Annotated in this window: 7 protein-coding genes; all 7 read right to left on the reverse strand. The window is 52.5% G+C overall.

Annotation, left to right across the window (positions count from 1 at the left end; translation table 11 throughout):
- Positions 1-24: 24 nt before the first annotated feature.
- The 7 genes from FJ146_09710 to gspE all read right to left on the reverse strand — a co-directional run bounded on the left by FJ146_09710 (position 25) and on the right by gspE (position 7,339).
- Positions 25-1,305: a general secretion pathway protein GspK gene (locus FJ146_09710; GenBank protein MBM4252235.1), complete on the reverse strand. Its 1,281-nt coding sequence runs from the start codon at positions 1,303-1,305 to the stop codon at positions 25-27.
- Positions 1,302-2,093 (reverse strand): hypothetical protein, encoded by a 792-nt coding sequence (locus tag FJ146_09715; protein MBM4252236.1) that lies wholly within the window; start codon positions 2,091-2,093, stop codon positions 1,302-1,304. The genes FJ146_09710 and FJ146_09715 overlap by 4 nt, the downstream gene beginning before the upstream one ends.
- A 19-nt stretch (positions 2,094-2,112) precedes the next feature.
- Entirely contained in the window at positions 2,113-2,880 is a 768-nt protein-coding gene (locus FJ146_09720) for a hypothetical protein (GenBank protein ID MBM4252237.1), read from the reverse strand.
- Positions 2,849-3,628 carry a type II secretion system protein gene (locus tag FJ146_09725; protein MBM4252238.1) on the reverse strand — a complete coding sequence of 260 codons (780 nt, stop codon included), beginning with the start codon at positions 3,626-3,628 and terminating at the stop codon, positions 2,849-2,851. The genes FJ146_09720 and FJ146_09725 overlap by 32 nt, the downstream gene beginning before the upstream one ends.
- Before the next feature lie 95 nt (positions 3,629-3,723).
- Positions 3,724-4,149 (reverse strand): prepilin-type N-terminal cleavage/methylation domain-containing protein, encoded by a 426-nt coding sequence (locus FJ146_09730; GenBank protein ID MBM4252239.1) that lies wholly within the window; start codon positions 4,147-4,149, stop codon positions 3,724-3,726.
- 114 nt (positions 4,150-4,263) lie between these two features.
- Complete coding sequence (locus FJ146_09735; protein ID MBM4252240.1) at positions 4,264-5,484, reverse strand: type II secretion system protein GspF; 1,221 nt, start codon at positions 5,482-5,484, stop codon at positions 4,264-4,266.
- Positions 5,485-5,521: 37 nt separating this feature from the next.
- On the reverse strand, positions 5,522-7,339 hold the full coding sequence (gene gspE / locus FJ146_09740; protein ID MBM4252241.1) for a type II secretion system protein GspE: 1,818 nt from the start codon (positions 7,337-7,339) through the stop codon (positions 5,522-5,524).
- Positions 7,340-7,894: the final 555 nt, after the last annotated feature.

Consider the following 7,894-nt stretch of genomic DNA (forward strand, 5'->3'; position numbering starts at 1 on the left):
TTTCTCATATGTTAGATCTTCTCATCAGATCATCTTCCAGTAAAGGAGACGGTAGGCAAGCCGCTCGCTTTTCTTCTGATCAGGCATGACACGTTCTATAACTGCGATGAGCTTTTTGGTGCTTCCCCCAACACTCCCCTCAACCTCTATGCGATACGTCATACTATACTGCTTAAACCAGGCACCGCGGTTGGTGGCCTCGCCCGTATTACCGTTGTTGTCACCACCGGCATAACAGAGTAGGTTCCTTAGCGTATCAGCCATCTTTTCGCCTGGCTGACTAAGCAAGGAAAAATCCTCGTCCCGCTTTTTGATCGCCAGAGCCACCTTCTCAGCGCAGTCACCGCGGGTCTCCGGAAAGAGACATTGGAGCAGTCCTCGCTGCGCCGTATTGATGTTGAGCTGGAAGTTATTGTTGTCCGTCGATCCACGCTGGAACGGATAGGCCGTCAGGTAGGGCCCGAAGACTGCCTGCATCTCGGCATCCCACCCCTCGACCATGCGCAGTTCTTCAATCGAGTCCAGTGGTGCTGCCTTAGCCATTTGCTTGGGCTGGCGTCTTTGGTAGGGCTCATTCTTGTCGTTAAAGCCCGAAGCTTCGTCAGCCTTTGGATCTTTTTTGATGTAATCCTTGATCCGGTAGGCCATCTCCCGCGGATTGAGCTTCTTCTGCTCGAGAAACTGCTTTTCCGCTGGGCAGGAGAAGAGAGCCTCGAGCATCAGCATGACCTGACTACACTTGCCGCTAAAGCAGTTATTGACATTGATGCGCTGCGATTCATCACTAACATTAATGGTAAACATCCCATCAAACTCTTTAAGCTTGGATAGGACATCACCGTCCATGACGGCATTGAGATTAAATTCCTTTTGAAAACCCTCCAACATCTCCGCCGTCTCTCCACCAAGCGGCAGTCCGTTCATCACTGTCCAGATATCGCCGATACCGGTGGATAACTGGGATTTAGGATCTTGCTGCGCCATGAATAATTTATAGGCCCAGTCGGCAGACAGGAGCAGCGTAGCAATATTGGCTCCCGACTTGACCATGTACTCGGCTTTGACGTTATCTTTAACCTGATTAGCTAAAGTTACGTTGACGCGTGATGACAAAATGAGATCACTCGTAAAAAGCATCATGATCGAAACAATCATGATAGCGATCAGGAGCGCAATCCCACGCTCCCGTGGCCGCCCATCGCCTGTTTTTTGATTACCCTGCGGCGCCGCAGCATCCTCGTCTACGACAGGAAACCCAAAGTAAAGCTTGGGCCAACGTTTCTTGGGTGAGGGACGAGCACTCATAGCGTCCCCCACTTTATATTCTTGTCACGTTCTTTGATCTCGGCAAATTCTATGGCGCGCGTCAGATAGATGACCGAATTAATTTTTTCCGTTTGTAAATCCGCCTGTGCCGGATCTTGCCCGTCGCCATCAAACCGATCCTGAACATAAGCTTCGATGGTAATCTTAACGAGACGCGGAATCAGTGCACGAGTTTCCGATCGATTAGTATCCCAACCGTCTTTGGACCAACGATCACCATTCCAGCACTCAACCATAAACGACTTAACTCCCGACGCGAGCACGCGCATCGTCGGCTCTTCTTTAATGTCGAGAGGAATCACCGGTGTCTCAGCGCGGTAGAGATCCTGACGACCTGGAGCAGTCTTCGAATCTCTTAGGGCGTAGACCACCATAGTTAGATCGGATTCGTAGGAATTGGAGAGCAGAGGCTGGTGGGTCATGGTGGTAAACCACAATTTATCACCGTTGACGCCTGACTTTTCAACTTTGAACAAGGTCTTCACCGTCCGATCGATGCCGTTGCGGTCGCCGTCCCTCGTCGAAACGTAGATCGTGTGCTGTAGATCGTTACCGATCTTCTCCATGCTCACAGTGAGCCGGTGAAGCACGCGCGCCCGATCCGACAGCCCCTGCCGCACGTCAAAACCGTTGCGCATCATCACTGCGACCGCAATGGTCAAGGTCATCAAAATCGCCACGGTAATGACCACCTCGATCAGCGAGAATCCCGCCTGACCTTCAGTGTGCCACTGGGCGCCTTGATACTTTGACGTTCGATCTTTCAACTCACTCACTCCGCATACGTTACTGGATCTCTGGTGGTTGCTCTATGGGTGGAGGTTCAACGGGCTGAGCATCGATGGGGTTATCGATAGGGGCCGGCTGCGCGTCCATCGGATTATCGGTGGCAGTGGGCGGTGGCGGTGGCACCGCACCTGGGGCACCTGGTTTCGCCGGCGGTTTGGTCAATCGCTCATGGACCGCCTTAAGCCCAAGAATGGCCTCGTCTAACTTGGCTTGATTGGTCAGGAGATAAGTCATCGACGTCGAGTTACGCTGCGCCCCCTCGGGCCAGGAGACATCGACCTTGGCGATGAGAAAGATGGGCTCATCGGCAAATATTTGCTTCACCACCTGCTCGACCATACCCGACATCCCTGTCGTATCCACTTCGCTGACACGGCTATCGTAGTCGTCTTTGTCTTTCTTTTTCCGACCACCGCTCAGCGCCGTTTCTAGAAGCTTCACAAACGGGAACTTCCACTCTGCAATCTCAAGCTTGTAGCTGTACTCGTCAAAATCCTCAAACTTCTGCTCGCCCTGCGTAACGATGAGATCCTTAAACGGCTTGGTGTGCCAGTGATAATCGACCTGCGACATGACGCGCCGCGCAAGCCAGGTGGCTTGTGCCACATTGCGACTGTAATCAGAAAATACAATGGCATTGCCCTGGACGACGGCCACGTTGACGATTAAAAAAGCGATGATACCGAGAGCGATGACCGTCTCGATCAGCGTGAAGCTGGCTTCACCCGGGCGCTTATTCTTCTTTTTCCTGTGAAACGTCGACATCTCGGTATCCTGGCTGGACTTCGGCGGTGCCCTCAAATGGGTTGGTGGTGATGGTGTACATCTCCTGGGATTCGTCCGGCACCATATCGCTCTTCTTATAGGCTACATGGATTACAGCTCGCTCGACATAGCCGCGGGGAAAAAAGTAGAGCATCGCATGCGCGTCCTGACCCAGTTCATTCAAATCTAGTTTGTGACCGTGGTGCTCACACTGCATATCCTTGATCATCAGGTTGGGGCCGATCGTGCGCCCGCTCCAATCGGCGCCGTCTACCCTTCCCCATGACGGCAGCCGCAAGCTGGACTTGGCCGTGAGTAGCGGCGAGGTGGGTGGGATTTCCTTATCGCCCTTGGGATCGGCGACCGATGGTCCGGCAAGCTCCGTAAACTGCTGAAACCGGCTGTCGAATGCTACTTCCTCATCCTTTTGCTCACTTTCGCTAAGCTCCCGATCGATCTTATCAGCCGGCAACTGGAAGTCGCTGCGATCCGTTTCCTCGAGCCAATATTCACCAGAATTGAAATTAAAGACGATACGGTAAGCCTTACCGGTGAGCACCGCCATGTCGTAGGCATTGCGAATGTCGCCTGCAAGTTGCGATAGCTTGGTAGAAACCTCAGCGCCAGTGCGCAGATTAAACTGCGGGATTGCAACCGTGTAGACAAAGGCAATCAGGGCGATCACGACGATCACTTCGATCAAACTGAAGCCACCGTGGCTTCGGCCTTCCTTCGTAGCTGTGATCATGTCGCCCTTTTTGCAAAAAAAATCGCGCGCCCAACGCCAGGATCATGTGCCGCTTGGCTTATCCTCGGCTGGATAGACGATATCGTCCTCGCTGCCTACCGTGCCATCAGGGCCACCCGAGATGATCTTGTAGTTGCGCCCTCCGACTCATAACTAAAATCATTGCCCCACGGATCCTTGAGTTTGTTGGACTCCGTATAGGGGCCGCGCCAGTTCTTGGCATCACCAGGATTGGTGAGCAGACCCTTGAGGTCGCTTGGGTATTTGTTGTTGTGGATGCGGTACATCTGCAAGCCCTGCGAGATGACACCTTGCGCCAGCTTGGTCTCGTCCTTCTTGGCCTCTTCAGACTGGCCAATCAGGTTAGACACCATGTAGGCCATCAGCGTACCGAGTAAGGCTACAACGATGATGATCTCGATGAGCGACATCCCGCGCTCTCCCTGGTTCAAAAACTCAGGTTGCAAAGCCCTGGTCATCCGAGCTTTCACATTCTTAAAAAAGCGCCCCATCGGTAACATGCAAGACTCCTTATTCAGGCCCGTTCAGCGAGAGGTATGGGCATTAGATAAATAGGTATAAGAGAAATGGGCAAATACTTACTACAGATTATCAGTCGCACCATAAATATTAGATTAACGGATTTGATTCATGATCGAAAGCATCGGTACGATGATCGAGCCGATAATACCGCCAGCTGAAACGGCCATCATGACGATCATCAAAGGTTCAATCAGGGAAATCATACCCTCGATCTTACGCTGCACTTCCGCCTCGTAGGCAACAGCCACGTGGGCAAGCATCTCCTCGAGCTGACCGGTGCGCTCCCCGGTCATGATCATGTGGGTCACAAGTGGCGGAAATTGATTGCTTTTTTCGATAGTTTGGCCTAAGCTACGACCCTCTTGCACCGATATTTTGGCGGCGTCCAAGACCTCGGCAATCACCACATTGGTGATGATGTTTTTGGTAATTTCGAGCGCTTTAATAATCGGCACACCGGAGGCCAGCAGTGTTGAGAGTGTCTGCGTGAATCGCGACACCTGCATCCTCATAATCAAAGGACCAAACACAGGTAGATTAAGAGCCATTTGGTCGAACTTGCGTCGTCCCGCATCACTGCTCAGCCAGCGCTTGGTGAAAAAGTAAATACCAAAACCAATGACTGGTAGGAGAAACCACTGGTTCTGCAGCCATTCGGAAATGGCGATCGTCAACTTGGTGTACCACGGTAGCGGTGCCTTCAGGCTGGCAAAGATTTTCTGTAGTTTAGGCACCAAACTAATAAGCAAATAACCGATGAGTGAGAGCTGCGCCAAAATCATCACCGATGGGTACATCATGGCACTCATGACCTGGCCCTTGGCGTGCTCTTGCTTCTCCATATAAATAGCTAAGCGATCAAGGACGAGACCCAACGTCCCTGAACTCTCACCAGCACGGACCATGTTGACGTAGAGGCGATTAAAGACCGCCGGAAACTGCGCCACCGAGTCCCCAAGGCTCTTACCCTCTGACACCTGCTCGCGCACGGCTGAGAGCGTGCCTTGAAGCACTTCGCTTTCGACCTGGGCGGTCAGGGCCTTAAGTGATTCATCGAGCGGGATATGAGCATTGGCAAGGGTTGCAAACTGCCGCGTCATCACGGCTATGTCCATGGCCTTGACGCTTTGACTAAAGACCGAGCGCTTAGACTTGATCTTGTCCATCGAGACTTCTTCTTTAATCTCGGAGACGATAATCTTGTCTTTCTGTCGCAGACGCGTCTTGGCATTTTTAGGCGAGTCCGCTTCGATCTTGCCCTTGCGAGCAGCACCGGTCTTTGCGTCATAGCCTTTGTAAACAAAAATTGCCAAGAGGTTCACCTTTAACTAGGAAATCTTCGCGCCGCGCTTAGCGCAGATCATCGGTCTGCGTGTTGGCCAAAGCCTCTTCAAGCGAGGTTAAGCCATTTAAAACCTTTAAGATGGCCGAGTCACGTAGGGTCTTCATGCCTTTTTCCAAAGCTTTTTTCTTGATGCGGTTAGAGTCCTGACTTTGCAGGAGCACATCACGAATATCGTCATCTAAAATCATCAGCTCGTGCACACCCATCCGACCACGATAACCCAGACCCTGACACTCTTCGCAACCGTCGCCGGCTCGGTAGATCTTGCGTCCCGCAAGTTCATCGCGCGTCATGCCCATCAGCTTCAATTCGCCGTCTAGCGGATCATAGGCATCGCGGCAATTTTGGCACAATTTGCGAATGAGCCGCGTTGCCATGATCCCAAGGACTGTCGATGATACTTGGAAGGGTTGGACACCTAGGTCAAGAAACCGCGTTACGGTCGTTGCCGTGTCGTTGGTGTGCAGCGTTGAGAACACCAAGTGACCGGTCATCGACGACTGAATGGCAATTCCGGCGGTCTCACCGTCACGAATCTCACCGATCATGATGACGTCGGGATCCTGGCGGAGAATGGATCTCAGACCTTCCATAAAGGTTAGACCAATCTTCTCCTTCACCTCCACCTGCCCCACCCCGGCCAGCTGGTATTCCACCGGATCTTCGATCGTGACGATGTTGATATCGGAGGTGTTGATGTGCATCAGCGACGCATAGAGCAGCGTGGTCTTACCGGAGCCCGTAGGACCGGTTACCAGGATAATACCGTGGCTCTGCTCGATGAGGTGGACCCACTTCTGATAGATCTCGGGATCCAGCCCCATATCCTCAAGTCGCTTAGCGCCCGTAGATTTGTCGAGTAGACGCATCACGATTCGCTCACCGTGCGAGGTCGGCAGGACCGAAAGACGGACGTCAATATCTTTACCGGCAACCCTAAACGCAATACGGCCGTCCTGCGGCACCCGCTTTTCGGCGATGTTAAGTTTACCGATGATCTTGATCCTGGTTGCTAGGGTCGAGGCGTGACGCCGCGGAATCTGCATCTTATCTTGCAGTGCGCCGTCGATCCTAAACCGCACCATGATCTCATTTTCGTAGGGTTCAATGTGAATATCGGACGCCCGCTCTTTAGCAGCGCGTGCCAAGAGTCCATTGACCAGACGAATGATTGGTTTTTCGTCGTCAGTGGATTCGAGGAGGTCGCGTGTTTCCTCGAGATCGTCATCCGCTCCAACATCAGGGGCATTAAGGTCGTCGAGTACCTTCTGCGAGGCATCATTCGATCGCTCATAAACGCGGTTGATACTGTTCTCTATCACCGCCGGGGGACTAACAATCATGTTTATGTTAGTCGACAAAATAAGGCGTAAATCATCGAGCGGAAATATATTCAGAGGATCAGCTACCGCCACCGTGACGTTGAAATCATCCTTGGCGACGGGAAGAATTTTGTGATCCCGACAAAATTGGATCGGGATACTGTCCACGAGACCAGGGTCGATGTCGTTAGTCGGCAGGCGCGGGTAATAAGGAAGATCTAGCTGATAGGCCAGCGCCTTCAGGATGTCCTCCTCGCTCAGCAGGTCATCTTCAACAAGGATCTCGCCGATCTTGGCGGATGTCCCGGACTGCTTTTTCAGAGCCTCATCGAGCTGCTCCTCAGTGATCGCCGCGGATTCAACGAGGATCTGCCCCAAAGTCTTACGCTGTAGTTTACGAAATGACACCGTAGGGAGGTTGGTCCACTTAGGACTACCACCGGTACCGCTACCTGCAGATGGCTGCGGCACATCACCACGTTGTTGTTTCTCATCAGTCATAAATTGATATCTCGCTCGCTACTTGGAGAGACTCGACTTAGTCGCCTGCAGGCTCTGGGGGAGGGGGAGGTGGTGGGGGTTCGCCACCGCCGCCACCGTCGCCGCCACCGACGTCACCGCCACCCCCACCACCCTCGTCAGCTGACATGGGGACATAGGTAGGACTGTCGTCTGACTTGGCGTTGGGTTCAGATTCTTTGTCTTGATCTTTACCTGAATCTTTATCGGCGTCTTTGTCATCACCTTTTTGGTTATATTTAGGTGGCTGTCCATCAGCGTTGATTTCCTTGAGCATCTGCTCGCGTCTAACCTTCTCGGCTTTGTCCGACTCATCGAGGACATACTGCCCGTCCTCTTTGGTCGGTAAGAGCGCATAGAAATCATCTTTGACGTGACTGGACCCGAAGATCGACTGGAGGAACTCATCCCGCTCGTCGACCTTCTTTTTGTAAATTGCTGCCAAATCATCGGCACCGTGAATGATATGTGGCGTCAAGAAGATCATCAGATTGTTACGCTGCTTGCGCGACGTTTGATTGCGGAACAGAAAACCCA

It is taken from the genome of Deltaproteobacteria bacterium (genome assembly GCA_016874735.1).
GTDB lineage: Bacteria > Bdellovibrionota_B > Oligoflexia > Oligoflexales > CAIYRB01 > CAIYRB01.